Source organism: Mesorhizobium sp. CU3, assembly GCF_006442965.1.
Lineage (GTDB): Bacteria > Pseudomonadota > Alphaproteobacteria > Rhizobiales > Rhizobiaceae > Mesorhizobium.
The window spans coordinates 52,886-76,931 of sequence record NZ_VFWX01000002.1 but is presented as its reverse complement, the minus strand read 5'-3'; the positions used below and the strand labels follow the sequence as shown (position 1 = coordinate 76,931).

Genomic DNA, 24,046 nt, shown 5'->3' with positions numbered 1-24,046 from the left:
TTAGCCGGCCTATCGCCTTTTCACTGCTTTCGTTTTCGCTTATAGAAGTGAAAAACGAAAATGGGGAGAAGCGCGATGTTTCTGTCGCAACGCCATGCCGAAATCATCCAGATGGCGAAGGATCACGGACGGGTTCTGGTCGATGATCTGGCGACGCATTTCAACGTGACGCCGCAGACCATCCGCAAGGATCTCAACGATCTGTGCGACCAGCGGCTGCTCACCCGGATCCATGGCGGGGCGCTGTTTCCGTCCGGCATCGAGAACATGGAATATGAGGCGCGGCGTAAGATCGCCGCCGACGAGAAGGAAGCGATCGGCAGCGCCGCAGCACGGCTGATCCCCGACAACGCCTCGCTGTTCATCAATATCGGCACCACGACGGAGGCCGTCTCGAAGTCGCTTCTCGACCATAGCGGGCTTATGGTCATCACCAATAACATCAATGTTGCCAATAGGATGCGCATCTATCCTTCGATAGAGGTGGTGATCGCCGGCGGCGTCGTGCGCGGTTCCGACGGCGGCGTTGTCGGCGAGGCGGCCGTCGATTTCATCCGCCAGTTCAAGGTCGACTATGCCGTCATCGGCGCTTCGGCGATCGACCATGACGGCGCGCTGCTCGACTTCGATTTTCGCGAGGTGAAGGTGGCCCAGGCTATCATCGCCAATGCCCGTCATGTGATTCTGGTTTCGGACCGGACGAAGTTCGAGCGCACGGCGCCGGTTCGCATCGGCCATCTTTCGCAGGTGAACACCTTCATCACCGACCGTTGTGAGATCCCCTCGATCCGCCGCATCTGCGAGGAGACCGAGGTTCGTTTGATCGAAACTGCGCTCGGATAGAACCACTTCACGATCATCTCACGCAGCTGTGATATTTCGTTTGACATTCGCTTTTAGTTCGAAATAATTCCGACACGGTTTCGTAAAACACAAAAATAGTGCAATGCGAAATCGTTGGAGGAAATTTTGGACGCATCTCCGATCCATGACATTTTCGTCATAGGCGGCGGCATCAATGGCTGCGGCATAGCCCGCGACGCCGTCGGCCGCGGCTTCTCGGTCTATCTGGCCGAGATGAACGACCTGGCGAGTGGGACCTCGTCCGGTTCGACCAAGCTGATCCATGGCGGCCTGCGCTACCTCGAATTCTACGAGTTCCGGCTGGTGCGCGAAGCGCTGATGGAGCGCGAGGTGCTATGGAAGAACGCGCCGCACATCATCTGGCCGATGCGCTTCGTTTTGCCTTACGCCAAAGGTTTGCGGCCCGCCTGGCTGATCCGGCTCGGGCTTTTCCTCTACGACCATCTCGGCGGTCGTAAGCTTCTGCCGCCGACCAAGACACTGGACATGGCCAAGGATCCGGCCGGCAAGCCGCTCAAACCTCTGTTCCACAAGGCTTTCGAATATTCCGACGGCTGGGTCAACGACGCCCGCCTGGTAGCGCTCAATGCTCGCGACGCGGCGGATCGTGGCGCAATCATTCGCACCCGCACCAAGGTCGTCAGCGCGCGGCGCGATGGAGCAACCTGGACCGTGAGGGTGCAGAATGTGCTCAGCGGTGAAACCGAAGAGGTGCGCGCGCGGCTGCTGGTCAACGCCGCCGGACCTTGGGTCGATCACGTGCTGCAGACTGCCGTCGGCCAGAACGACGTCCACAATGTCCGCCTCGTGCAGGGCAGCCACATCGTCATCAACAAGAAGTTCGACGACCCGCGCGCCTATTTCTTCCAGAACAAGGACGGCCGCATCATCTTCGCCATTCCTTACGAGGAAGAATTCACGCTGATCGGCACCACCGACCGCGACTATCCCGGCGATCCGCATGATGTGAAGATCTCGGACGCCGAGGTCGACTATCTGTGCGCCGCGGCGAGCGAATATTTCGCGCAACCCGTCAAGCGCGCCGACATCGTCTGGACCTATTCGGCGGTGCGTCCGCTCTATGACGACGGCGCCTCGAAGGCGCAGGAAGCGACGCGCGACTATGTGCTGAAGGCCGATGGCGGGGAGGGCGCTGCGCCCTTGCTCAACGCCTTCGGCGGCAAGATCACCACCTTCCGCCGGTTGTCGGAATCGATGCTGGAAAAGATCGAAGGCTTTCTCGGCAAGCGCGGCAAGCCGTGGACGCATGACGCGCCGCTGCCCGGCGGCGATTTCCCCGCGACCGGCTTCGACGCGCAGGTCGCCAGGCTGAAGGCCGCCTATCCGTTCCTCGACCAGCGGCTGGCGCGCCGCTTGACCCGGCTCTACGGCACGCGTGCCGAGAAGCTGCTCGGCCTGGCCAAGTCGAATGCCGATCTCGGCCGCAACTTCGGCGCCGACCTTTTCGAGACGGAAGTCCGCTATCTGGTCGAGCACGAATGGGCGGTCACCGCCGAGGATGTGCTGTGGCGCCGCACCAAGCGCGGCCTGCATTTCAACCGCGAGCAGACAGCGGCCCTGGAAGAGTTCATGCGCGGGCTGAGCAGCCGCCACGTCGCGGCGGCCGAGTGAGAGTTCGACCGCCGATGCGTAAAGCCTTGGAGGAGGCGTGATGCTGGAACTGAGAAACGTGACGAAGACGGTGGGGGCGCAGGAGCATATCCGCGACGTCTCGCTCACCCTTCAGCACGGCTCGCTGAATGTCCTTCTCGGGCCGACGCTGTCCGGCAAGACCAGCCTGATGCGGCTGATGGCCGGCCTCGACAAGCCGAGCTCCGGCTCGGTGTGGTTCGACGGCAAGGACGTCACCGGCCAGAAGGTACAGCAGCGCAACGTCGCCATGGTCTACCAGCAGTTCATCAATTATCCGGCGATGACGGTCTATGAAAACATCGCCTCGCCGCTCCGGGTCGCCGGGGTCGAGCAGGCGAAGATCGACAAGGAAGTGCGCAACGCGGCGGCGCTCCTGAAGCTCACGCCCTATCTCGACCGCACGCCGCTCAATCTGTCGGGCGGCCAGCAGCAGCGCACCGCGCTTGCGCGCGCCATCGTCAAGAATGCCAGCTTGGTGCTGCTCGACGAGCCCTTGGCCAATCTCGACTACAAGCTGCGCGAGGAATTGCGCGCCGAGCTGCCGAAAGTGTTCGCCGCCGCCGGCACCATTTTCGTCTACGCCACGACCGAGCCGCATGAGGCGCTGCTGCTCGGCGGCAACACGGCAACGCTGTCGGAGGGCCGCGTCACTCAGTTCGGCCCCACGGTCGAAGTGTTCCGCAAGCCGGTCGACCTGGTGACGGCGCGCACCTTCGCCGACCCGCCGCTCAACACCATCGTGCTGGCCAAGAAGGGCTCGGACTTCCTGCTGGAAGGCGGCGTGAAGCTGCCGGTGCCGCCGGAGCTCACAGGCATTGCGGATGCCAGCTACACAATCGGCTTTCAGCCGCATCACCTGTCGCTCGAACGTCCCGGCGCCGGCGCCGTGCCGGTGCGTGCGAAGGTCACCATCACCGAAATCACCGGCTCGGAAAGCTTTGTCCATCTCGACTTCGCCGACGCGCGCTGGGTGATGCTGGCGCATGGCATCCTCGATTTCGAAACGGATCACGAGGTCGAGGTGTTCATCGACCCGCGCCACATCATGGTTTTCGACCAGAACGGTCGCGCCGTGACGGCGTCGAAGCTGGCGGCCTGAGGAGCATCAGATGGCGCGCATCGAGGTCAACCATATCCGCCACTCCTACCTGCCCAACCCGCAGAAGGATTCCGATTTCGCGCTGAGGGAAGTGCATCACACCTTCGAGGACGGCGGCGCCTATGCGCTGCTCGGGCCGTCGGGCTGCGGCAAGACCACGCTGCTAAACATCATCTCGGGCCTGCTGCATCCCTCGCACGGCAAGCTGTTGTTCAACGGCCGCGACGTGACCAACCTGTCGACGCAGGAACGCAACATTGCGCAGGTGTTCCAGTTCCCCGTCATCTACGACACCATGACCGTCTACGACAATCTGGCCTTCCCGCTGCGCAACCGCCGCGTGCCGGAGGCCGATGTCGACCGCAAGGTGCGCGAGACGCTCGACATGATCGATCTCGCCTCGATGGCGAACAGAAAGGCGCGCGGGCTGACCGCCGACCAGAAGCAGAAGATTTCGCTTGGACGCGGCCTGGTGCGCTCGGACGTCAACGCCATCCTGTTCGACGAGCCGCTGACCGTCATCGACCCGCATATGAAGTGGGTGCTGCGCTCGCAGTTGAAGCAGCTGCATCGCCGCTTCGGCTACACCATGGTCTATGTCACGCACGACCAGACCGAGGCGCTGACTTTCGCCGACCAGGTGGTGGTGATGTATGACGGCGGCATCGTCCAGATCGGCACGCCGGCCGAATTGTTCGAGCGGCCGCGCCATACTTTCGTCGGCTATTTCATCGGCTCGCCCGGCATGAACGTGCTGCCGGTGGCGCTGGAAGGCAGGACCGCGACACTCGGCGCGCAGCGCATCGAACTGCCCGGCGTGCCCAAGGCGGAGGCCGGCACGGTCGAGCTCGGCATCCGCCCCGAATATGTGCGGCTCGGCCGCGAAGGCATGGCCGTGCAGGTCAGCAAGGTCGAGGATGTCGGCCGCCACAAGGTGGTGCGCGCGAATCTCGAAGGCCGCGAGATCGCCGCCGTGATCGGCGAGGACGATGAGGTTCCGGCCGATGCGAAAGTCCGCTTCGATCCGGCCGGCATCAACATCTACGCCGATTCCTGGCGCGTCGAGATGGGGGTGTAGATGGAAAAGACCTGGAACAACAAGGCCTGGTTCCTTGTCCTGCCGGTCCTGGTGCTGGTGGCGTTCTCGGCCGTCATCCCGCTGATGACCGTCGTCAACTATTCGGTGCAGGATACGTTCGGCAACAACGTCTTCTTCTGGGCCGGCACCGAGTGGTTCGAGGAGCTGCTCGCATCCGACCGCTTCTGGGAAGCGATGGTGCGCAACCTGATCTTCTCCTTCATCATTCTCGCCATCGAAGTGCCGCTCGGCATCTTCATCGCGCTCAACATGCCGAAGAAGGGCTGGGGCGTGCCTGTCTGCCTGGTGCTGATGGCGCTGCCGCTTTTGATCCCGTGGAACGTCGTCGGTACGATCTGGCAGGTCTTCGGCCGTAACGACATCGGCCTGCTCGGCTACTACGTCAATGCGCTTGGCCTCGACTACAACTATGTCCAAGATCCGTTCGACGCCTGGGTCACCGTCATCATCATGGATGTCTGGCACTGGACCAGCCTGGTCGTGCTGCTCTGCTATGCCGGCCTGGTCTCGATCCCGGACGCGTTCTACCAGGCAGCCAAGATCGACGGCGCCTCGCGCTGGGCAGTGTTCCGCTACATCCAGCTGCCGAAGATGCAGCGCGTGCTTCTGATCGCCGTGCTTCTGCGCTTCATGGACTCATTCATGATCTACACCGAGCCCTTCGTCGTCACCGGCGGCGGTCCCGGCAATTCGACGACCTTCCTGTCGATCGACCTCGTAAAGACCGCGCTCGGGCAGTTCGACCTCGGCCCGGCGGCGGCGATGTCGCTGGTCTACTTCCTCATCATCCTGTTGTTGTCGTGGGTGTTCTACACCGTGATGACCAACTACGACGCGGAGCGCTGAGAGATGGCGGGCGCCAACGAGACGACGCGCGTGAGCGAGACGGCAGTCACCGAGGTCGAGAGCACGCTGTCGCAGGACGAGGTGGCAAAGCTGATGCGCCGCCGCGGCGAGGAATCGCGCTGGTGGTGGATCGTGCCGACGCTCTACATCGTCGCGCTGCTCTTGCCGATCTACTGGCTCATCAACATGAGCTTCAAGACCAATGCGGAGATCGTGTCGTCGCTGACGCTGTTCCCGCACAATCCGACATTGGCCAACTACCGCACCATCTTGACCGACCCGTCCTGGTATTCGGGCTACATCAACTCGATCACCTATGTGGTGATGAACATGGTGATCTCGGTCGCGGTGGCGCTGCCGGCCGCCTATGCCTTCTCGCGCTACCGCTTCCTCGGCGACAAGCATCTGTTCTTCTGGCTTTTGACCAACCGCATGGCGCCGCCGGCGGTGTTCGCGCTGCCGTTCTTCCAGCTCTATTCGGCCTTCGGCATGATCGACACCCATATCGCGGTGGCGCTGGCGCACTGCCTGTTCAACGTGCCACTGGCGGTGTGGATCCTCGAGGGCTTCATGTCAGGCGTGCCGAAGGAGATCGACGAGACCGCCTATATCGATGGCTACTCCTTCCCGCGCTTCTTCATCAAGATCTTCATGCCGCTGATCGCCAGCGGCATCGGCGTCGCCTGCTTCTTCTGCTTCATGTTCTCATGGGTGGAACTCTTGATCGCGCGCACGCTGACCACCACCGACGCCAAGCCGATCGCCGCCACCATGACCCGCACCGTGTCGGCCGCCGGCATGGATTGGGGCCTGCTCGCCGCCGCCGGCGTGCTGACACTGATCCCAGGCGCTTTGGTCATCTGGTTCGTCCGCAACTACATCGCCAAGGGCTTCGCCCTGGGGAGGGTGTGACCATGAATCTCGACTTCTCCTGGATGGCGTGGACGTGGCCGACGGCCGCCTTCTTCATCGTGATTGCGCTGATGCTCTGCGGCATGGGTTTTTGGGAATATGTCTCGCCCGGCGGCAATCCGCGCGTCGGCGTGCTGCGCTTCGAGACGACGCGCGGCGACCGCCTTTTCGTTTCGCTGCTTGGCAGCGCCTTTATCCATCTCGCTTGGCTGGGTCTCGTCGGACCCAACCTGTGGTGGGCTCTCGCTCTCTCCGTGGTCTACGCCATAGGCGTGTTCCGATACGTATAGAGGGGGAATGCTGGTGCGGCCGCGTGGAAGGCTGGCCGCACCAGTTCGGAACTGTAAACTCAATTGGAGGAGACACTATGCGACGGCAATTTCTAACATCGACGACCGCCCTCGTGCTGCTCATCGGCGCGGGCCATGCCTATGCCGGTATGGACGAGGCAAAAGCCTTTCTGGACAAGGAGATAGGCCCTCTGTCGACGCTTTCGCGCGCCGACCAGGAAAAGGAAATGCAGTGGTTCATCGACGCTGCCAAGCCGTTCGCCGGCATGGACATCAAGGTCGTCTCCGAAACCATCGCAACGCACCAGTATGAATCGCAGGTGCTGGCGCCGGCCTTCACGGCAATCACCGGCATCAAGATCACGCATGACGTCATCCAGGAAGGCGACGTCGTCGAGAAGATCCAGACCCAGATGCAGACCGGCCAGAACCTCTATGACGGCTGGGTCAACGATTCCGACCTGATCGGCACGCACTGGCGCTACCAGCAGGTACGCAACCTGACCGACTGGATGGAAGGCGACGGCAAGGACGTCACCAACCCGAACCTCGACCTCAAGGACTTCATCGGCACCTCCTTCACGACCGCGCCGGACAAGAAGCTCTATCAGCTCCCCGACCAGCAGTTCGCGAACCTCTACTGGTTCCGCTACGACTGGTTCAACGACGAGAAGAACAAGGCCGACTTCAAGGCCAAATACGGCTACGACCTCGGCGTGCCGGTCAACTGGTCGGCCTATGAGGACATCGCCGAATTCTTCACCGGCCGCGAGATCGACGGCAAGAAGGTCTATGGCCACATGGACTACGGCAAGAAGGACCCGTCGCTCGGCTGGCGATTCACCGATGCTTGGCTGTCGATGGCCGGCAATGGCGACAAGGGCATCCCGAACGGCTTGCCCGTCGATGAATGGGGCATCAAGGTCGACGAGAATTCGCGGCCGGTCGGCTCCTGCACGGCGCGCGGCGGCGACACCAATGGCCCGGCAGCCGTCTACTCGATCCAGAAGTATCTCGACTGGCTGAAGGCCTACGCTCCGGCCGAAGCCCAGGGCATGACCTTCTCCGAATCCGGCCCGGTGCCGGCGCAAGGTGCGGTCGCGCAGCAGATCTTCTGGTACACCGCCTTCACCGCTTCGATGGTCAATGAGGGTGCGAAAGCAGTGATGAACGACGACGGCACGCCGAAGTGGCGCATGGCGCCGTCGCCGCATGGTGTCTACTGGAAGGACGGCATGAAGCTCGGCTATCAGGACGTGGGTTCCTGGACGCTGATGAAGTCGACCCCGACCGACCGCGCCAAGGCCGCTTGGCTTTACGCGCAGTTCGTCACCTCGAAGACGGTCGACGTCAAGAAGAGCCATGTCGGCCTGACCTTCATCCGCGAGAGCACGATCCACGACAAGAGCTTCACCGAACGTGCGCCGAAGCTCGGCGGCCTGATCGAGTTCTACCGCTCGCCGGCCCGTATCCAGTGGTCGCCGACCGGCACCAACGTGCCTGACTATCCGAAGCTGGCACAGCTCTGGTGGCAGGCGATCGGCGATGCCTCGTCCGGCGCCAAGACGGCGCAGGAAGCGATGGACTCGCTCTGCGCCGAGCAGGAAAAGGTCATGACCCGCATCGAGAAGTCGGGCGTCCAGGGCGATATCGGCCCGAAGATGGCCGAAGAGCATGACCTCGCCTTCTGGAACGCCGACGCGGTCAAGAAGGGCAATCTCGCGCCGCAGCTCAAGATCGAGAACGAGAAGGAAAAGCCGATCACCGTCAACTATGACGAGCTGGTCAAGAGCTGGCAGAAGTAACTCGGATGACATGGGCGTACGCGCCCATGTAGGAAATGCAGGGGAGGCGGCTTGCCGCCTCCCCTGTTGCATGAGGAGGAAGCGGAATGAGCGGATTTGTGCTGGCGATCGACCAGGGCACGACATCGACCCGGGCAATCCTGTTCGACGACAAGATGAAAGTCGCCGGCACTGGACAGCAGGAGTTCGCGCAGCATTATCCGGCCTCCGGCTGGGTCGAGCATGATCCGGAAGACATCTGGGCGAGCGTTCTCGCCACGGTGAAATCCGCGTTGAAAGCCGCTGGCCGTTCGGCTTCGGACGTCGAGTCGATCGGCATCACCAATCAGCGCGAGACGGTCGTCATCTGGGACAAGGCGACCGGCAAGCCGATCGACAATGCGATCGTCTGGCAGGATAGGCGCACGGCGCCGCTTTGCCAAAAGCTCAAGAAGCAGGGGCTGGAGAAGACATTCACGAAGAAGACCGGCCTGCTGCTCGATCCCTATTTCTCCGGCACCAAGATCGCCTGGCTGCTGGATAAGGTGAAGGGCGCCAGAAAACGCGCCGAGAAGGGCGAGTTGCTCGCCGGCACCATCGACAGTTTCCTGATCTGGCGGCTGACCGGCGGCAAGGTTCACGCCACCGATGCAACCAACGCCTCGCGCACGCTGGTCTACAACATCGAGAAGAATGTCTGGGACGACGAACTGCTTTCGATCCTGCGCATCCCGGCCGCGCTGTTGCCGCAGGTGAAGGACTGCGCCGACGACTATGGGGTCACCGAGAAAAGCCTGTTCGGCGCTGAGATAAGAATCCTCGGCGTCGCCGGAGACCAGCACGCGGCGACCATCGGCCAGGCCTGTTTCGAGCCGGGCATGATGAAGTCGACCTACGGCACAGGCTGCTTCGCGCTGCTCAACACCGGCGCGGATCTGGTGCGCTCGAAGAACCGGCTGCTCACCACCATCGCCTACCGGCTGAACGGCAAGACCACCTACGCGCTGGAAGGCTCGATCTTCATCGCGGGCGCCGCCGTGCAATGGCTGCGCGACGGCATCAAGGTGATCGGCAGGGCCGAGCATAGCGGCACGCTGGCCGCCGAGGCGGATCCGGCTCAGAGCGTTTATCTGGTGCCAGCTTTCGTTGGGTTGGGTGCTCCGCACTGGGATGCGGAGGCGCGCGGCGCGATCTATGGGCTGACTCGCAATTCCGGCCCGGCGGAGTTCGCCCGCGCGGCGCTGGAATCCGTCGCCTACCAGACACGCGACCTGCTCGACGCCATGCGCAAGGACTGGAAGGGGGCATCCGCCAAGACTGTGCTTCGCGTCGACGGCGGCATGGTGGCCTCCGACTGGACCATGCAGCGGCTGGCCGACATTCTCGACGCGCCAGTCGATCGCCCGACGATTCTGGAGACGACGGCGCTGGGCGCTGCCTGGCTTGCCGGATCGAAGGCCGGCGTGTGGCCGAAGGCGAAGGACTTCGCCAAGAGCTGGGCGCTCGAGCGGCGCTTCAAGCCGGAGATGGATGCCAGGACGCGCTCGGCGAAGCTCGCCGGATGGCGCGATGCGGTGCGCAGGACGCTCAGTACCAATTAGCAAAGAGAGAGCCCGTGCCTCTCGAGGCACGGGCTCCGTCAACGACCCTGTTTACTGACTGGAGGCCGTCAGTAGGGCGACATGCACTGCTGACGCGGGCCGTTGTAGGGCTGGAAGGTGTTGTCCGAGGCGCGGTACGAGCGGTAGCGATCATAGCACCACTGGACATGCGAATCGCCGCGGTAAACCCGGTTGTTCTCGCTGTTGACGATCGCGCCGGTGATCAGCGCGCCGGTGGCGAAAGCGGCAAGCGGGAACCAGTACTCGCCGTGCCGACGATAGCCGTGGCGGTATTCGCGGTAGCCGCGATGACCATTCCAGAAGGCGCCGTCGTTTCGCGAGAAGCGCTGGCCGCCGCGCCAATTGCGATGTTTCCATTGGACATCGCCGTTGCGGGCCTCGACATTCTGGATGTCAGGCGAGGCGGACGATGCCTGCGGGACAAACACCTGAGCGGCATTGGCAGGCACCGCGGCGGCCGCCGCGAACGAAACCGACAAGGTGGCGGCAAGCAAGCCTGAGACGATCTTTTTCATTTGTATCTCCTTAAGGGGTGGTTAGGCGTCCCTTGGTGATGGGGAAACGAGGAGACTGGGCAATGGTTCCTGGCGAACTCCCAAGTTGCTGATTTGTAATGTTCTTCCGGCCGGGTAATCTCGTTTGGCGCAGCAGGATTGATCTGCCGCGCAGGCGGCGAGCTTCACAGTGGGAGCAGCGCAGATGCGCGGGAAAAGCCAAGCCTCAAAGCCCGCTTTTTCCGGTTGACCCGCCGCGGCACTCTCCCTATGTTCCGCGCAATTTCGAGGGCGGCATTCATGAGCCCGCGGGAGCGCGTAGCTCAGCCGGTAGAGCAACTGACTTTTAATCAGTAGGTCATGGGTTCGAATCCCATCGCGCTCACCAAGAAATCAATAAAATCAATTATTTGCATTGCGAGCAATTGCTAATCGTTTCCGTGTGCAGTCGGCCGACGGTATCGAGGAGGCGATTAAAGTGATTTTGTGGTCCGCCGCAGGTGGGTTACGTTGCGTCAGTGAGGCGAACAAGGAGGAGACGATGAAAGCCTTCCTCGCACTAGCCGCCGGGTTGGGCCTGTCCATATCCTCGGCATCTGCGGAATGCCCCGGCCACTCGAAGGTGCAGGCATCGGTAGACACGCAGACAACGGCGAGCGTCGACAAGTCCGACACGGCGACATCGACCGAGATCAAGAAAGAAGTGCCGCCGAAGACAGAGTAGCGAGAAACACTGCTGATCCTTCAGTCGCTGTGGCGGCTCGGCTCAAGCCAAGGCGCCACAGGCGTTGGAGAAACCGTCGGAGTGCACGCCTTCGGCTTTTCACAAGTTCGGCGCTCATAAGCCTGCAAGCGGAAATATCGCGCGTGGCAGCGCATCTGTCGCGTGCTTATGACCCATTCAGGCCTGGATCGTTCGGTACCTCAACTTGTCGGCAGGCTGGTCGATAGTTAAAATCGACCTCCTCAAGGGGAGGGTTCGACCATGGCACTTGACCTTTCGGTAGATACCGCACCCCCCAAGGCGGCGACGCCGCCCGGCAAATATCTCTTCGGGCCTGTCGCCGACTTCCTGATGCTCGGCGGTAGCGCTTTCCTGATCCTGCCGATCCTGTTCCTGGTGCCGCGCGACTTCGAAGGTCCGCTCGCCGCGACGATGGTGCTCGTTGCCTATGCGGTGAACTATCCGCATTTCGCTCATTCCTACCAGATCTTCTACCGCAATTTCGGCCGCAAGCTGCGCGGCGACGGATATGACCGGAGCCTGCAGCTTCGCTACGGGTTCGCCGGCATCGTCGTGCCGGTCATCATGGCGCTGTTCTTCGCCTATGGCGCAGCGACCTCGAACACGCGGCTGCTCGGACTTGCCGCCAATGCGATGTTCTTCTTCGTCGGCTGGCACTACGTCAAACAAGGATACGGCATGCTAATGGTCGATGCCGTGCTGAAGCGCAAATTCTTCGACGGGCGCGACAAGAAGGTGCTTCTGGTCAACTCCTATGCGGTGTGGATCCTGGCCTGGCTGCAAACCAACACGGCGGTGACCGAGGGGCAGTATTACGGCCTGCAATATTACACATTCGCCGCGCCGTCATGGATCGCCGACATAGCCCTGGTGGCGGCCGTCGCATCCACCGCGGCCACGCTTCTGATGCTCGGCAATCGCTGGCGCAAGAATGGTGGCGGCCTGCCGTATAACGGCATCATCGCCTATGTCGCCTCGCTCTATCTGTGGATCCTGATCGCCAGGATCAACCCGCTCTGGCTGCTCGTCGTGCCGGCACTGCATTCGCTGCAATATCTCGCGGTGGTCTGGCGCTACCAGACCAATGTCGAGCGCGACGGCCAGGATGCTGTCAGCGATCCCGAGCCGAGGATTTTGTCGGTGCTAGGCCCGCGCTACCGGCTGCGTGTGCTGGGCTTCATCGCCGGCGGCGCCGCGCTCGGCTATCTCGGCTTCTGGCTGATCCCATTCGTGCTGACCGCCCTGGTGCCCTATGACAAGCAGGTGCTTGGATCCTCGCTGTTCTTCTTCATCGTGCTGATCTTCATCAACGTGCACCATTATTTCCTGGACAATGTGATGTGGCGCCGGGGCAATCCGGAAGTGTCGAAATATCTGTTCCGGTAGCAGGTCTCAGACTGAGCGGCGGCGTCTCACGCAAGCAGCGACACGTTCCCGCCGGCGTGGCGCTCCAGCCGCCCGGCAATATCGAGTTCCAGCAGCACCATCGAGATCTGCGCGGCGCTCAAGCCGGTGTGACGGATGATCTCATCGACCGCGATCGGCGTCGGCCCGAGCGCTTCCAGCACATCGGCGCGCTGATCCTCGCGGGGCGGCGGAATAGTTGAGAGGTCCGGCGCCTCGGCCAGCGGCGCGCCGCGGGCAGCGCGGGGGCCGGCAAGCGGCGCCAAGGCGCCGAGCACGTCGGCGGCCTCGGTGACGAGCGTGACGCCGTCTTTCAGCAGCGCGTTGCAGCCGGCGGCGCGCGGATCGAGCGGCGAGCCGGGCACGGCGAAGACCAGCCGGCCCATTTCGTTAGCGAGGCGGGCGCTGATTAGCGAGCCGGAACGCTGCGCCGCCTCGACCACGATCAGGCCGAGCGCCAGGCCGGCGACCAGGCGGTTGCGACGTGGAAAATCCTGGGCGCGCGGCTGCCAGCCGAACGGCATTTCCGAGACAACGGCGCCGCCGCGGTCGGCGATCTCGTCGCTGAGGCCGGCATTTTCGGGCGGGTAGGGGACATCGAGGCCGCCCGCCAGCACGCCGACCGTGCCGGTCGAGATGCTGCCCTTATGCGCTGACGTGTCAATGCCGCGCGCCAGGCCCGAAACGATGGCGTAGCCTTCGCGGCCGAGATCGCCGGCCAGCATGCGCGCCATCTTGATGCCGGCCAGCGAAGCGTTGCGAGCGCCGACGATGGCCACCGCCGGCAGGCGGAACACTGCGCCTTCGCCTTTCACGGCGATGAGCGGCGGCGGGTTGTCCATGCGCTTCAGCATCGGCGGATAGTCGGCCTCGCCGATGCCGATGAAGCGGGCGCCGGCGCGGCGGGCCGCTTCCAGTTCGGCTTCGGCCTCGGCGACGGCGGGAATGCGCATGATGCGGTTCGCGCCGCCCGAGATCATCAGCTCCGGCAGCATCTCCAACGCCGCCTCCGCCGAACCGAAACGGTTGATCAACTCGCGGAACGAGGCCGGGCCGACATTCGGCGTGCGGATCAGGCGAAGCCAGGCAAGACGCTGCCGGTCGCTGAGGCGCGGGCCGGCAGCCGGCGCGCTCATCCCTTGGCTCCGATCCTGCCCTCGGTGCCGGCCATCAGCCGCGAGATGTTGGCGTGGTGCTTTATGATGACGATCAAGCTCATCACCGCGAACAGCCCCGCGATCTCAGGTGTGGTGATAAAGTAGAGCGCGATCGGTACGGCCACCGCCGCGATCAGCGCCGCCAGCGACGAGTAGCGGAACAGGAACGCGATCGCCAGCCAGACGACCGCGAAGACCAGCGCGCCTTGCCAGGCGAGCCCGATCAGCACGCCGAGATAGGTGGCGACGCCCTTGCCGCCCTTGAAGCCGAGCCAGACGGGAAAGAGATGGCCGAGGAAAGCGCCAAAGCCAGCCAATAGGCCGAAGTCCGGTGAAAAATGGCCGGCGATCAGAGCGGCCGCCGTGCCCTTCAGCGCGTCGAGCAGCAGCGTTGCGGCGGCAAGGCCCTTGTTGCCTGTCCTCAGGACATTGGTCGCGCCGATATTGCCGGAGCCAATCTTGCGCACGTCGCCAAGCCCGGCCGCGCGGGTGATCAACAGCCCGAACGGGATCGAGCCCAGCAGATAGCCGAAGATCAGTGCCAGCGCGTAACCCATTGTCTCCCCCATGCTTCTTGTTGCCTTGGCCGCTCGCTCAAAGGTAGTGGTATTCTGATATATGCAACCATAATTTGCAAGGCCTGCTCAAGCCGCAACTTGGCATAATGGTAGAGTCGAGAGGGTTCGCCAAGCAACTCTATGATTGGCATCGAAGTGTGCTGCAGGGAGTAGCTGATAGAGCGATGATTGGTTTATGCGGAAAACACTGTACGGCCCGCGACCATGGTCCGCAGAACCTTGCCTTGTAGGCGCGCGCCCTCGAAGCAGGTGTTCTTAGAGCGCGAGTGCAGGCCGCTTTCGCTGACGATCCAGGGTTCGTCGAGATCGACGATTGCCAGATCCGCCGGCGCGCCAGGCTTCAGCGTGCCGCCCGGCAGGCCGAACAATCTTGCCGGCGCTGTGGACAGCGTTTCGATCAGCCTGATGAGCGGCACATCGCCATTGTGATAGAGCCGCAGTGCCGCCCCGAGCAGCGTCTCCAGACCGATCGCGCCGGCGGCGGCGTCGGCGAAGGGCAGGCGCTTGGTGTCGACGTCCTGCGGGTCGTGCGAGGAGACGATGATGTCGATCGTGCCGTCCTTGATCGCCTCGATCATCGCCAGGCGATCGTCCTCGGCGCGCAAGGGCGGGGTCAGCCGGAAGAAGGTGCGGTATTCGCCGACATCGTTCTCGTTGAGCGACAGATTGTGGATGGCGATGCCCGCCGTGACATTGGCGCCATCCGTCTTGGCCCGATTCACGGCGCCGGCGGCCATCGCGGACGAAATCTTGGCCGCGTGATAGGCGCCGCCGGTCAGGCGCGCCAGCGCCAGGTCCCGCTCCAGCGGGATGAGCTCGGCCTCGCGCGGGATGCCCGACAGGCCGAGCCAGCTTGCATAAAGGCCTTCATTCATGACGCCTGACGAGGCGAGGTCGGCATCCTGCGTCTCATGCGCGATGACGCCGCCGAAATCGCGCGCATAGGTCAGCGCTCGGCGCATCACCAGCGCATTGTCGATGGTGTGGCGGCCGTCGGTGTAGGCGACCGCACCTGCCTCGCGCAGCAGGCCGAACTCGGTCATCTCGCGGCCTTCGAGACCCTTGGTGATCGCGGCGGCCGGGAAGATGTTGACGCTTGCCGTGTCGCGCGCGGTGCGCAGCACGAATTCGACCAGCGCCACATTGTCGATCACCGGATTGGTGTCGGGCATCATGACGACAGAGGTCACGCCGCCGGCCGCGGCCGCGACGCTGGCCGAGGCGATCGTCTCGCGATGCTCGCCCCCGGGTTCGCCGATGAAGACGCGCGCGTCGACAAGGCCGGGGATGACCGTCTTGCCGGCGCAATCGACGATCGTGGCGCCTTCGGGCGCCCCCTGATTCAAGGCGGCCTTTCCAGCCGCGACGATCTTCTTGCCGTCGACGATGACGCTGCCGATCTCATCGATGCCGCGCGAGGGGTCGACGATGTGCGCCTTATTGAAGACCGTCACGCTCATGCGCCGCGCCCCTCGTGGTTGCGGCGCGGATCAAGCAGGGCTTCCATCACCGCCATGCGCACGGCGACGCCCATCTCGACCTGTTCCTGGATGACGCTTTGCGGTCCGTCGGCGATCTCGGAGGCAATCTCGACGCCGCGGTTCATCGGGCCGGGATGCATGACCAGCGCATCCTCCTTCGCGGCCTTCAGCTTCTCGGCGTCGAGACCGAAATAGCGGAAATATTCGCGGGTCGAGGGCACGAAGGCGCCTTCCATGCGCTCGCGCTGCAGGCGCAGCATCATCACCACGTCGGCGTCCTTGAGGCCCTCGGCCATCGAGCGCGATACGATCACGCCCATCCGGTCGATGCCCGAAGGCAGAAGCGTCGAGGGCGCCACGACGCGCACCTGCGCGCCCAGCGCATTCAGGAGCATGATGTTGGAGCGCGCGACGCGCGAATGCAGGATATCGCCGCAGATCGCCACGATCAGCTTCGACAGCGGCCCTTTGGCGCGGCGGATGGTCAGCGCGTCGAGCAGCGCCTGCGTCGGATGTTCATGCGCGCCGTCGCCGGCATTGACCACCGAGCAGCCGACTTTTTGCGCCAGCAGTGCCGCGGCGCCAGCCGACTGGTGGCGGATGATCAGGATGTCCGGCCGCATGGCGTTGAGCGTCATGGCGGTGTCGATCAGCGTCTCGCCCTTCTTCACCGAAGAGCTTGCCACCGACATGTTCATGACGTCGGCGCCGAGGCGTTTTCCAGCGAGCTCGAAGGACGACTGCGTGCGGGTCGAGGCTTCGTAGAACAGGTTGATCTGAGTGCGGCCGCGCAGCGTCGTGGTTTTTTTCTCGGGCTGGCGCGAGATCGCCACGGCCCGGTCGGCGCGATCGAGCAAAAGCTCGATATCGGCCGGGGAAAGATCGCGGATGCCCAGAAGATGGCGGTGGGGAAAGAGCGGCAGGGACGAAGCGTCGGTCATCTCAAGGCGCTGCTATAGGGTGCGCTCCGGCCAGCCGCAAGCGCCAGCTTTGGATTGCGGGCTTTCTCCCCGGTATTTTCGTCGCGCGCCCCGCAATGCTTGGGCTATAAGGCCGGATGGCCCCGGATTCGTGATCGCGGCCTTGGGATGTAAGGAAGACGCGTGACCGACGAGGTGATCAACCAGCCGCCGCCGCTGACGGGCGGCAACGCATGGCGGGGCGATCCGTTGCTCATCCAGCTTGCCGAGCGTTTTTCCGATCCGGTGCGCAAGGACCTCGATGCGCTCGGCAAGTTCGTCATGACGCAGGAGGCGCAGGAGCTCGCTCGCCTCGCCAACACCGACACGCCGAAATTGCGGACGCATGACCGCCAGGGCCGGCGTCTTGATCTCGTCGAATATCATCCGGCCTATCACGCGCTGATGCGCCGCTCGGTGGCCGGCGGCCTGCATTCCTCGGTCTGGGAGAACGGCGATGCCGAGATCGGTCGCCGCCACCAGGTGAGGGCGGCGCGCTTCTACCTGACTGCTGAGCTGGAGACAGGGCATCTGTGCCCCATCACCATGACCAACGCCTCGCTTGCGGCGCTGATGGCAAGCCCGAAGCTGTTCCGCGAATGGGCGCCGCGCGTGACGACGCGCAAATACGACCAGACGCAAAAGCCGCCGGTGCAGAAGACCGGGCTCACCCTCGGCATGGGCATGACCGAGAAGCAGGGCGGCACCGACGTGCGCGCCAACACCACCAGGGCAGAGCGCACCGGCAACGGCTTCTATCGTCTGACCGGGCACAAATGGTTCATGTCGGCGCCGATGTCGGATGCTTTTTTGGTGCTCGGCCAGGCATCGGAGGGGCTGTCGTGCTTCCTCGTGCCGCGCATCCTCGGCGACGGCTCCGGCAACGGCTTCCGCTTCCAGCGGCTCAAGGACAAGCTCGGCAACCGCTCCAACGCCTCGTCGGAAGTGGAGTTCGTCAACGCCATAGGCGAGATGGTCGGCGACCCGGGCGCGGGCGTGAAGACGATCATGGACATGGTGACGCTGACGCGGCTCGACTGCGCCGTCGCGTCGTCGGCAATCATGCGTGCGGGACTGGCCGAGGCTGTGCACCACACCCGCCATCGCCAGGTGTTCGGCGCCAACCTTATCGACCAATCATTGATGCAGCGGGTGCTGGCTGACATGGCGCTCGACGTCGCCGCCGCGACGGCGCTGTCTTTCCGGCTGGCGCGCTCCTTCGACGAGGCGGCGAGCGATCGCGGCGAGGCGGCCTTTGCCCGCGCCATGACGCCGGTGGTCAAATACTGGGTCTGCAAGATCGCGCCGGCGCTGCTCTACGAGGCGATGGAGTGCCTTGGCGGCAACGGCTATGTCGAGGAAGCGCCGCTCGCCCGCTATTACCGCGAGGCGCCGGTCAACGCGATCTGGGAAGGCTCGGGCAATGTCATGGCGCTCGACGTGCTGCGCGTGCTCGGCCGCGCGCCGGGCCTGTTCGAGGAAGTGCTGGTCGGCATCGACCGCGACCTTGGCGCCGGCGGCCGCGGCACCATCGGCGTGCTCAAAGCGGCGATGCAGGTGGCCTCGACGGACGACGGATCCGCGCGGCTGCTGACTGAACAACTGGCGCTGTCGGCGGCAGCGGCAGAGCTTCGCCGGCTGGGGGCGGGGCGGATCGCCGACGCCTTCGTCGAGACACGCCTCGGCGGCCAGTGGCGCACCACCTACGGCATGCTCGATTCGCGCCACGACGCGCGCATGATCATCGACACGCTCTATCCGCCGACGACCTGAACGCGCTCGATCGAGGCAGAATTGGCCGCCTGTGGATGGCCGTTAACCTTAACAAATGGTTTAGATTGCGAGAGGCCTTCACAAAGCCCACTCTCTGAGCGCTGGAGTAGGGAAAGGTTAACCATGACCTTCCTGGGCTTCGCCAAACGAGAAGCGCATGCGGCACGTGTTGAGCTCATTTCTGGCCTTGCATTGGGCGGTGGTCTTCGCCCTGCTGGCCTTTATCTGCATGGATGGCAGCCAGGGCATTGCTACGGCGCTCGGCGTTCTCGGCGTTTCGATCCAGGGCGACCGGTTTCCGCAGCTCGAACATATCGCTGTCGTCGCGCCGCTCTCGATCGCGCTTCTGATCGTCGCCGTGCTGTTCTGCTGGGCTTTCGTCGAAACGCTGCTCAACGCTACGGCAAGGCCGGACGCGGGCGAAAGCGTGATGCGCATCGCCTTCATCTCGGCCTCGTTCCTGCTCTCGCTCATCCTTATCGGCGGCGTCGCGCAAGGCATCGCCGGGCTGTTCATGATCATTGCCATCCAGATGACGGCGCTGCTGGCTTCCTATGTCGCGGTGCTCGCCGAGCGCCGCTCGGTCACCAATGCGATGGCTTTGCACGAGAGCGATGTCCGCGCCGCCACGCGCATGGCGATGGGCGCCGCGCACAGCTCGCTGCTTTCGCGAATCTCCGGTCGACCGGAAACCAAGCCTGGAGGCCGCCGCTGATGCGCACGATCTTCACCCTCTGGGCCGCGCCGATGGCGATCTTCTGGGGATGGTACTTCCTGTCGCTCAACGACATCAATTTCGGCTATGTGATGCTGAGCCGGCAGTTGCACGATTTCGCTTTCCAGCTTTATGGCCAGATGCTCGGCATCGACCCGGCCATCATCCCGGGCATGGTGGCGCGGACCTGCGTTTTCGACTTTTTCCTGCTGATGGGGCTCTGGGCCTTCCGCCGCCGGCGCAACATCGCCGAATGGATCAGGCAGCGGCGGCAGGGTACCGTCAGCGCGGATCGTCTCGGCCGAGCGACTGAAGCCGGTCCAACGCTCCCTGCAGAATAAAGGCGGCGGCCGCCGAATCGATCTTGCCGGCGCGTTTCTTGCGCGAGAAATCCATCTCGATCAGCGTGCGTTCCGCCGCCACCGTCGACAGCCGCTCGTCCCACAGCACGAAGGGCAAGCCGGAGAGCGGCGCCATGTTGCGGACGAAGGCGCGGGATTTCTGCGCGCGGGGCCCTTCCGAGCCGTCCATGTTGACCGGAAGGCCGAGCACGATCGCGCCGACATTGTCCTTTTCCAACTGGGCGAGCAGCTGCGCTGCGTCTATGGAGAATTTCTTGCGCAGGATCACCGGGCGGGGATGGGCAAAGGCAAGCCCGCGGTCCGACACCGCGACGCCGATCGTCTTGTCGCCGAGGTCGAGGCCGGCGAGCGTCTTGCCGCCGATAAGAAGCTGCGGCAACTCCTCAACTGAAATAACGCCCAACGGCTTCCCCTGTTTTTGTTTTCACGCCGTGCCGGACGGAAATCCGATCACACTTTTCCTGGAACGGCTCGAGGCGTCACATCCTTTTGACGTTCAGGAGCGGCGCGCCACTTTCAATTTGCCGGAAGCGTTCTATCCTCCGGCGACTTGAAAATCGAGGAAAGCATTCATGAAACTGACCTGGTACGGACATTCGGCATTCCGCGTCGAGACCAAGGACGCCACCATTCTCATCGACCCCTATCTGGTCGGCAATCCTTCGTGGACGGGCGGCTGGGAAGGTCCGGCCGAAGGCGTCACCCATGTGCTCCTGACCCACGGCCACAACGACCATGCCAACGGCGCGCTCGAGGTGCTCAAGAAGAGTGGTGCCATGCTGGTCGCCAACTACGAGATCTGCATGTTCCTGGTCGGCAAGGGTGTGAGCGGCGACAAGATCAATCCGGGCAATCTCGGCGGCACCGTCGACTGTGGCCCATTCACCACCACTTTCGTCCAGGCGATACATTCTTCCTCGTTCGGCGGTGAAGGCGGCACCAACACCTATCTCGGCAATCCTGGCGGCCTCGTCCTGCATTTCGCGGACGACAAGACGCTCTATCACATGGGCGACACCGACATCTTCTCAGACATGGCGCTGATCAACGAGCTGCATGAGCCGAAGATCGGCATAGTGCCTGTCGGCGACCGTTTCACCATGGGCGGCGCCGTGGCGGCCCTTGCCTGCCGCCGCTTTTTCGGCTTCGATACCGTCGTGCCCTGCCATTTCGGCACCTTCCCGATGATCGACCAGACCGCCGACAAATTCGTCGCGGGCATGGAAGGCTCTGGCGTCAAGGTGGCGTTGCCGGAGATCGGCAAGGCGATCACCATCTAGCCTCTTCGTTTTACGCAATTCCAGACGGAAAACCACTCACACTCTTTCTGGAATTGCTCTGTTCGGTTCATCGATTGCGGAATGAAAACATGGCTTTGAGGCGGACACTTTGTGTTTCGATGCTGGTCGCGGCAACGCCCGCGCCGGCGGCCGACGATTTCATCGAAGGCGTCTACCTGCAATCCGAGGAACTCTGCGGCAAGGCCAAGAACGAGACGCTGCAGACCGTGATCGACGCCGGCAACATCGTGCTGACGGCCGAGGGATTGCAAAGCGTCGAGTATAATTGCGAGTTCCTCCAAGTCACCAAGGCACAAAGCGCGCCGAGCTGGGCCGTGACCGCGATCTGCCAGGAACCCGACCATGTGTTTCCGGACGTGCTTTCGGTCACTCAGGTCAATGCAAAGCAGATTGACCTTGTCTCGGTTCGGCCGGTCGACGACGAGGGTGAGTCCGGCAACGGCGGCAGCTACTACCATTGCGAAGGCGTGGCGCTGCCCCAGTAGCCGAACGGGCAACCGCCGTGGCGGTCGGAACCGACATGATCCATGTTGCGCGCCAAGCGCCGCGCCGCTATAGCCCGCTCTGGTTTTCCCGAGGCGATAGAACATGTCCGTTGATCTTCAGACCGTGAAGCGCGTCGCGCGCCTTGCCCGCATTGCGGTGAGCGAGGAGGATGCCCAGCGCATGACCGGCGAATTGAACGCCATCCTCGGCTTCGTCGAGCAATTGAACGAGGTCGACGTCAAGGGCGTCGAGCCGATGACCTCGGTGACGCCGATGGAGATGAAGAAGCGCCGGGATGGCGTCACCGACGGCAACAAGGCCGCCGATATCGTCGCCAACGCGCCGGCCACGGAAGAGAATTTCTTCCTCGTTCCGAAGGTGGTGGAGTAAAGCGTGGCTGTCGAGATCGCCGTCGAGACGCCCTTGCAGGACGACGTGCGCGCGCTGGTCGGCGAGCTCAACGCGGCGCTGCTCGAGCTGACGCCGCCGGAGCATTGCTATCATCTCACCGTCGAGCAGATGGCCGGCGAGGATACGACCGTGTTCATCGCCCGCGACAACGGTATTGCCGTCGGCTGCGGCGCGCTGAAGCGCCATGACGCGGCGACTGGCGAGGTCAAGCGCATGTACACGCGCCCGTCGCATCGCGGCCAAAAGATCGGCGCGCAAATCGTCGGACGGGTCGAGGCGTTGGCCAGGCAGGAAGGGCTGACGCGGCTGGTGCTCGAAACCGGCGATCGTCACCCCGCCGCCTGGACCGTCTATGAGCGCGCCGGCTTCTCGCGTTGCGGACCGGTGCTGGATTATCCCGACTCCGAATGGTCGGTGTTTTACGAAAAGAGCCTTGCCTGATGAGCGATCTCACCCATCTCACCATTTCCGAGGCCCGCGCCAAGCTGCGCGGCAAGGAGATCTCGGCCGCCGAGATCACCGAGGCCTATCTTTCGGCCATCGATCGCGCCAATCCGGTGCTCAACGCCTATGTGACGGTGACCGCCGACAAGGCGCGCGACATGGCGAAGAGCTCCGACGCGAAGCTCGCCAAGGGCGAGGGCGGTGCGCTGGAAGGCATCCCGCTCGGCATCAAGGACCTGTTCGCCACCGAAGGCATCCACACACAGGCCTGCAGCCATGTGCTGGACGGTTTCAAGCCGCGCTATGAGTCGACCGTGACCTCGAACCTGTGGGCCGACGGCGCTGTCATGCTCGGCAAGCTCAACATGGACGAGTTCGCCATGGGCTCGTCCAACGAGACTTCGTACTACGGCCCGGTCATAAATCCGTGGCGGCGCTCGCGGCTCGACACGGTCGTGATGCCGACGACGCATCAGGGCGATGGCGGCTTCGTCTCCGCCGGCGGCACCAAGACCGCGCGTACGCTGGATAACGCCCAGCTGGTGCCCGGCGGCTCGTCCGGCGGCTCGGCATCGTCGGTGGCTGCGTTCCTGTGCGCCGGCGCCACCGCCACCGACACCGGCGGCTCGATCCGCCAGCCCGCGGCTTTCACCGGAACGGTCGGCATCAAGCCGACCTATGGCCGCTGCTCGCGCTGGGGCATCGTCGCTTTTGCCTCGTCGCTCGACCAGGCCGGCCCGATCGCGCGCGACGTGCGCGACGCCGCGATCCTGTTGAAGTCGATGGCTTCCGTCGACCCGAAGGACACGACCTCGGTCGACCGCCCGGTGCCGGACTACGAGGCGGCGATCGGCAAGCCGATCAAGGGCATGAAGGTCGGCATTCCGAAGGAATACCGCGTCGACGGCATGCCGGAAGATATCGAGGCGCTATGGCAGAAGGGCATTGCCTGGCTGAAGGACGCCGGCGCCGAGATCGTCGACATCTCGTTGCCGCACACCAAATACGCGCTGCCTGCCTATTACATCGTGGCGCCGGCCGAGGCGTCCTCGAACCTCGCGCGCTATGACGGCGTGCGCTACGGCCTGCGCGTGCCGGGCAAGGACATCATCGACATGTATGAGAAGACCCGCGCCGCCGGCTTCGGCCGCGAGGTCAAGCGCCGCATCATGATCGGCACCTATGTGCTGTCGGCAGGCTATTATGATGCCTATTACCTGCAGGCGCAGAAGGTGCGCAATCTGATCAAGCGCGACTTCGAAAACGTCTTTGCCGCAGGGGTCGACGTCATCCTGACGCCGGCTACCCCGTCAGCCGCCTTCGGCGTCGCCGACGAGGACATGGCTTCCGACCCGGTGAAGATGTATCTCAACGACATCTTCACGGTGACGGTGAACATGGCCGGCCTTCCCGGCATCGCGGTGCCGGCAGGCCTGGATGGCAAGGGCCTGCCGCTCGGCCTGCAACTCATCGGCCGCCCGTTCGATGAGGAGACGCTGTTCCAGACGGCGCATGTGATCGAGCAGGCGGCGGGCAAATTTCAGCCGGAAAAGTGGTGGTAGCTACC

At 63.5% G+C, this 24,046-nt stretch carries 25 protein-coding genes and 1 tRNA gene; 20 read left to right on the top strand and 6 right to left on the bottom strand.

Annotation, left to right across the window (positions count from 1 at the left end):
• The first annotated feature begins 75 nt into the window (after positions 1-75).
• From FJ988_RS03775 to glpK, 9 genes are all read left to right on the top strand, one after another.
• On the top strand, positions 76-843 hold the full coding sequence (locus FJ988_RS03775) for a DeoR/GlpR family DNA-binding transcription regulator (protein WP_140815427.1): 768 nt from the start codon (positions 76-78) through the stop codon (positions 841-843).
• Positions 844-969: 126 nt separating this feature from the next.
• Entirely contained in the window at positions 970-2,496 is a 1,527-nt protein-coding gene (gene glpD / locus FJ988_RS03770) for a glycerol-3-phosphate dehydrogenase (RefSeq protein ID WP_140815426.1), read from the top strand.
• 40 nt (positions 2,497-2,536) lie between these two features.
• On the top strand, positions 2,537-3,616 hold the full coding sequence (locus tag FJ988_RS03765) for an ABC transporter ATP-binding protein (protein ID WP_140815425.1): 1,080 nt from the start codon (positions 2,537-2,539) through the stop codon (positions 3,614-3,616).
• 10 nt (positions 3,617-3,626) lie between these two features.
• Positions 3,627-4,694 carry an ABC transporter ATP-binding protein gene (locus FJ988_RS03760; RefSeq protein WP_140815424.1) on the top strand — a complete coding sequence of 356 codons (1,068 nt, stop codon included), beginning with the start codon at positions 3,627-3,629 and terminating at the stop codon, positions 4,692-4,694.
• Positions 4,695-5,561 (top strand): carbohydrate ABC transporter permease, encoded by an 867-nt coding sequence (locus FJ988_RS03755; RefSeq protein ID WP_140815423.1) that lies wholly within the window; start codon positions 4,695-4,697, stop codon positions 5,559-5,561. It begins immediately after the preceding gene.
• 3 nt (positions 5,562-5,564) lie between these two features.
• Positions 5,565-6,473, top strand: a complete 909-nt coding sequence (locus tag FJ988_RS03750) for a carbohydrate ABC transporter permease (RefSeq protein WP_140815422.1) — start codon at positions 5,565-5,567, stop codon at positions 6,471-6,473.
• 2 nt (positions 6,474-6,475) lie between these two features.
• The gene (locus FJ988_RS03745) at positions 6,476-6,763 is read left to right on the top strand and encodes a DUF2160 domain-containing protein (RefSeq protein ID WP_140815421.1); all 288 of its coding nucleotides are present in this window, start codon (positions 6,476-6,478) and stop codon (positions 6,761-6,763) included.
• A 77-nt stretch (positions 6,764-6,840) separates the two neighbouring features.
• Complete coding sequence (locus FJ988_RS03740) at positions 6,841-8,568, top strand: ABC transporter substrate-binding protein (protein ID WP_140815420.1); 1,728 nt, start codon at positions 6,841-6,843, stop codon at positions 8,566-8,568.
• Between the two features lie 86 nt (positions 8,569-8,654).
• The gene (glpK, locus tag FJ988_RS03735) at positions 8,655-10,148 is read left to right on the top strand and encodes a glycerol kinase GlpK (RefSeq protein WP_140815419.1); all 1,494 of its coding nucleotides are present in this window, start codon (positions 8,655-8,657) and stop codon (positions 10,146-10,148) included.
• A gap of 68 nt (positions 10,149-10,216) precedes the next feature.
• On the opposite strand, the gene FJ988_RS03730 is transcribed toward glpK, so the two are convergent.
• Positions 10,217-10,684 (bottom strand): BA14K family protein, encoded by a 468-nt coding sequence (locus FJ988_RS03730; protein WP_140815418.1) that lies wholly within the window; start codon positions 10,682-10,684, stop codon positions 10,217-10,219.
• A gap of 291 nt (positions 10,685-10,975) precedes the next feature.
• On the opposite strand from FJ988_RS03730, the gene FJ988_RS03725 reads away from it, so the two are divergent.
• The 3 genes from FJ988_RS03725 (at position 10,976) to FJ988_RS03715 (ending at position 12,794) form a co-directional block, all read left to right on the top strand.
• Positions 10,976-11,051, top strand: a tRNA-Lys gene (locus tag FJ988_RS03725).
• A gap of 153 nt (positions 11,052-11,204) precedes the next feature.
• The gene (locus FJ988_RS03720) at positions 11,205-11,387 is read left to right on the top strand and encodes a hypothetical protein (protein WP_140815417.1); all 183 of its coding nucleotides are present in this window, start codon (positions 11,205-11,207) and stop codon (positions 11,385-11,387) included.
• Between the two features lie 261 nt (positions 11,388-11,648).
• Complete coding sequence (locus tag FJ988_RS03715) at positions 11,649-12,794, top strand: hypothetical protein (RefSeq protein WP_140815416.1); 1,146 nt, start codon at positions 11,649-11,651, stop codon at positions 12,792-12,794.
• Between the two features lie 26 nt (positions 12,795-12,820).
• Here FJ988_RS03715 and dprA read toward each other — a convergent pair whose 3' ends face one another.
• From dprA to FJ988_RS03695, 4 genes are all read right to left on the bottom strand, one after another.
• Positions 12,821-13,948 (bottom strand): DNA-processing protein DprA, encoded by a 1,128-nt coding sequence (gene dprA, locus FJ988_RS03710; protein ID WP_140815415.1) that lies wholly within the window; start codon positions 13,946-13,948, stop codon positions 12,821-12,823.
• Positions 13,945-14,526: a glycerol-3-phosphate 1-O-acyltransferase PlsY gene (plsY, locus tag FJ988_RS03705; protein WP_140815414.1), complete on the bottom strand. Its 582-nt coding sequence runs from the start codon at positions 14,524-14,526 to the stop codon at positions 13,945-13,947. Before plsY ends, dprA begins: the two co-directional genes overlap by 4 nt.
• Positions 14,527-14,720: 194 nt before the next feature.
• Positions 14,721-16,007 carry a dihydroorotase gene (locus FJ988_RS03700; RefSeq protein ID WP_140815413.1) on the bottom strand — a complete coding sequence of 429 codons (1,287 nt, stop codon included), beginning with the start codon at positions 16,005-16,007 and terminating at the stop codon, positions 14,721-14,723.
• Positions 16,004-16,969 carry an aspartate carbamoyltransferase catalytic subunit gene (locus tag FJ988_RS03695; RefSeq protein WP_140815412.1) on the bottom strand — a complete coding sequence of 322 codons (966 nt, stop codon included), beginning with the start codon at positions 16,967-16,969 and terminating at the stop codon, positions 16,004-16,006. Before FJ988_RS03695 ends, FJ988_RS03700 begins: the two co-directional genes overlap by 4 nt.
• 162 nt (positions 16,970-17,131) lie before the next feature.
• Here FJ988_RS03695 and FJ988_RS03690 point away from each other — a divergent pair, with 162 nt between their 5' ends.
• The 3 genes from FJ988_RS03690 to FJ988_RS03680 all read left to right on the top strand — a co-directional run bounded on the left by FJ988_RS03690 (position 17,132) and on the right by FJ988_RS03680 (position 19,816).
• On the top strand, positions 17,132-18,760 hold the full coding sequence (locus tag FJ988_RS03690) for a DNA alkylation response protein (protein WP_140815411.1): 1,629 nt from the start codon (positions 17,132-17,134) through the stop codon (positions 18,758-18,760).
• A gap of 157 nt (positions 18,761-18,917) precedes the next feature.
• Positions 18,918-19,475 carry a hypothetical protein gene (locus FJ988_RS03685; protein WP_140815410.1) on the top strand — a complete coding sequence of 186 codons (558 nt, stop codon included), beginning with the start codon at positions 18,918-18,920 and terminating at the stop codon, positions 19,473-19,475.
• Positions 19,475-19,816 carry a DUF6105 family protein gene (locus tag FJ988_RS03680; protein WP_140815409.1) on the top strand — a complete coding sequence of 114 codons (342 nt, stop codon included), beginning with the start codon at positions 19,475-19,477 and terminating at the stop codon, positions 19,814-19,816. The genes FJ988_RS03685 and FJ988_RS03680 overlap by 1 nt, the downstream gene beginning before the upstream one ends.
• Here FJ988_RS03680 and ruvX read toward each other — a convergent pair.
• Positions 19,758-20,240 carry a Holliday junction resolvase RuvX gene (ruvX, locus tag FJ988_RS03675; RefSeq protein WP_140815408.1) on the bottom strand — a complete coding sequence of 161 codons (483 nt, stop codon included), beginning with the start codon at positions 20,238-20,240 and terminating at the stop codon, positions 19,758-19,760. The two genes, FJ988_RS03680 and ruvX, sit on opposite strands and share 59 nt — an antisense overlap.
• Positions 20,241-20,409: 169 nt before the next feature.
• On the opposite strand from ruvX, the gene FJ988_RS03670 reads away from it, so the two are divergent.
• The 5 genes from FJ988_RS03670 (at position 20,410) to FJ988_RS03650 (ending at position 24,041) form a co-directional block, all read left to right on the top strand.
• Positions 20,410-21,117 carry a metal-dependent hydrolase gene (locus tag FJ988_RS03670; protein ID WP_140815407.1) on the top strand — a complete coding sequence of 236 codons (708 nt, stop codon included), beginning with the start codon at positions 20,410-20,412 and terminating at the stop codon, positions 21,115-21,117.
• Positions 21,118-21,236: 119 nt separating this feature from the next.
• A complete protein-coding gene (locus tag FJ988_RS03665; protein ID WP_246688429.1) occupies positions 21,237-21,623 on the top strand; it encodes a hypothetical protein in 387 nt (128 codons plus the stop codon).
• A 103-nt stretch (positions 21,624-21,726) separates the two neighbouring features.
• Entirely contained in the window at positions 21,727-22,014 is a 288-nt protein-coding gene (gene gatC / locus FJ988_RS03660; RefSeq protein WP_140815405.1) for an Asp-tRNA(Asn)/Glu-tRNA(Gln) amidotransferase subunit GatC, read from the top strand.
• 3 nt (positions 22,015-22,017) lie between these two features.
• Positions 22,018-22,476, top strand: a complete 459-nt coding sequence (locus tag FJ988_RS03655) for a GNAT family N-acetyltransferase (RefSeq protein WP_140815404.1) — start codon at positions 22,018-22,020, stop codon at positions 22,474-22,476.
• Positions 22,476-24,041 (top strand): amidase, encoded by a 1,566-nt coding sequence (locus FJ988_RS03650; protein WP_140815403.1) that lies wholly within the window; start codon positions 22,476-22,478, stop codon positions 24,039-24,041. Before FJ988_RS03655 ends, FJ988_RS03650 begins: the two co-directional genes overlap by 1 nt.
• The last annotated feature ends 5 nt before the right edge of the window (positions 24,042-24,046 follow it).

Bases quoted from the DNA above. Each gene is read 5' to 3' on its own strand.
- FJ988_RS03775 (WP_140815427.1), top strand. From the start codon at position 76: ATGTTTCTGTCGCAACGCCATGCCGAAATCATCCAGATGGCGAAGGAT.
- FJ988_RS03765 (WP_140815425.1), top strand. From the start codon at position 2,537: ATGCTGGAACTGAGAAACGTGACGAAGACGGTGGGGGCGCAGGAGCAT.
- FJ988_RS03760 (WP_140815424.1), top strand. From the start codon at position 3,627: ATGGCGCGCATCGAGGTCAACCATATCCGCCACTCCTACCTGCCCAAC.
- FJ988_RS03755 (WP_140815423.1), top strand. From the start codon at position 4,695: ATGGAAAAGACCTGGAACAACAAGGCCTGGTTCCTTGTCCTGCCGGTC.
- FJ988_RS03750 (WP_140815422.1), top strand. From the start codon at position 5,565: ATGGCGGGCGCCAACGAGACGACGCGCGTGAGCGAGACGGCAGTCACC.
- FJ988_RS03745 (WP_140815421.1), top strand. From the start codon at position 6,476: ATGAATCTCGACTTCTCCTGGATGGCGTGGACGTGGCCGACGGCCGCC.
- FJ988_RS03740 (WP_140815420.1), top strand. From the start codon at position 6,841: ATGCGACGGCAATTTCTAACATCGACGACCGCCCTCGTGCTGCTCATC.
- glpK (WP_140815419.1), top strand. From the start codon at position 8,655: ATGAGCGGATTTGTGCTGGCGATCGACCAGGGCACGACATCGACCCGG.
- FJ988_RS03730 (WP_140815418.1), bottom strand. From the start codon at position 10,684: ATGAAAAAGATCGTCTCAGGCTTGCTTGCCGCCACCTTGTCGGTTTCG.
- FJ988_RS03720 (WP_140815417.1), top strand. From the start codon at position 11,205: ATGAAAGCCTTCCTCGCACTAGCCGCCGGGTTGGGCCTGTCCATATCC.
- FJ988_RS03715 (WP_140815416.1), top strand. From the start codon at position 11,649: ATGGCACTTGACCTTTCGGTAGATACCGCACCCCCCAAGGCGGCGACG.
- dprA (WP_140815415.1), bottom strand. From the start codon at position 13,948: ATGAGCGCGCCGGCTGCCGGCCCGCGCCTCAGCGACCGGCAGCGTCTT.
- plsY (WP_140815414.1), bottom strand. From the start codon at position 14,526: ATGGGTTACGCGCTGGCACTGATCTTCGGCTATCTGCTGGGCTCGATC.
- FJ988_RS03700 (WP_140815413.1), bottom strand. From the start codon at position 16,007: ATGAGCGTGACGGTCTTCAATAAGGCGCACATCGTCGACCCCTCGCGC.
- FJ988_RS03695 (WP_140815412.1), bottom strand. From the start codon at position 16,969: ATGACCGACGCTTCGTCCCTGCCGCTCTTTCCCCACCGCCATCTTCTG.
- FJ988_RS03685 (WP_140815410.1), top strand. From the start codon at position 18,918: ATGCGGCACGTGTTGAGCTCATTTCTGGCCTTGCATTGGGCGGTGGTC.
- FJ988_RS03680 (WP_140815409.1), top strand. From the start codon at position 19,475: ATGCGCACGATCTTCACCCTCTGGGCCGCGCCGATGGCGATCTTCTGG.
- FJ988_RS03670 (WP_140815407.1), top strand. From the start codon at position 20,410: ATGAAACTGACCTGGTACGGACATTCGGCATTCCGCGTCGAGACCAAG.
- FJ988_RS03665 (WP_246688429.1), top strand. From the start codon at position 21,237: ATGCTGGTCGCGGCAACGCCCGCGCCGGCGGCCGACGATTTCATCGAA.
- gatC (WP_140815405.1), top strand. From the start codon at position 21,727: ATGTCCGTTGATCTTCAGACCGTGAAGCGCGTCGCGCGCCTTGCCCGC.
- FJ988_RS03650 (WP_140815403.1), top strand. From the start codon at position 22,476: ATGAGCGATCTCACCCATCTCACCATTTCCGAGGCCCGCGCCAAGCTG.